The 692-nt window shown below is 54.6% G+C and carries 1 protein-coding gene and 3 tRNA genes; all 4 read left to right on the forward strand.

Annotated features, from left to right (window positions below):
• The first annotated feature begins 211 nt into the window (after positions 1–211).
• Positions 212–297, forward strand: a tRNA-Tyr gene (locus ACFPTO_RS12850).
• Positions 298–347: 50 nt separating this feature from the next.
• Positions 348–421, forward strand: a tRNA-Gly gene (locus tag ACFPTO_RS12855).
• A 15-nt stretch (positions 422–436) separates the two neighbouring features.
• Positions 437–511 (forward strand) — tRNA-Thr (locus ACFPTO_RS12860).
• Positions 512–606: 95 nt separating this feature from the next.
• On the forward strand, positions 607–692 hold an 86-nt coding region (locus ACFPTO_RS12865; protein WP_033473206.1), incomplete at its 3' end, for a GTP-binding protein.

A 692-nucleotide genomic window follows, 5' to 3' on the forward strand; every position in this document is an offset into this window, starting at 1 on the left:
AGGACCGTGAAACGACTCCACGCCGATGATAGTGCGGATTGCCCGTGTGAAAGTAGGTAATCGTCTGGCTCCTTATGTAGCAAAACCCCGGCCCTCAAAAGCCGGGGTTTTTGCGTTTCCGCTCTACTATAAGTGAGAGGGTGACAGGCCCGGCTCCGAACAAAGTGATTGACGCTTTGCGGATGTCCACCTATAATCATCAGTTCTCTGCGGAGGGGTGCCCGAGTGGCTAAAGGGGGCAGACTGTAAATCTGTTGGCTTACGCCTACGTTGGTTCGAATCCAACCTCCTCCACCAGAATATTCCGCTGTAGTTAAGTATCGAAGCACTGGGAATCGGTAATCCTTGCGGGTGTAGCTCAATGGTAGAGCAGAAGCCTTCCAAGCTTATGACGAGGGTTCGATTCCCTTCACCCGCTCCAGCGAATGAAGTAAGCGCCCATGTGGCTCAGTGGTAGAGCACTCCCTTGGTAAGGGAGAGGTCGGCAGTTCGATCCTGCCCATGGGCACCAGTCGGTATAAGGCCGCATCAAGGCTGCATCAGCAACACCAGTGATTGTTTGCGCGCCCCGCGCAACGTACGGAAAAATCCTCTTAGGAGTCGAAAATGGCCAAGGGTAAGTTTGAGCGGACCAAGCCGCACGTGAACGTGGGCACGATCGGTCACGTTGACCACGGCAAGACCACGCTGAC

The sequence above is a fragment of the Paraburkholderia denitrificans genome (genome assembly GCF_042655705.1).
In the GTDB taxonomy this organism is placed as follows: Bacteria; Pseudomonadota; Gammaproteobacteria; order Burkholderiales; family Burkholderiaceae; genus Paraburkholderia; species Paraburkholderia denitrificans.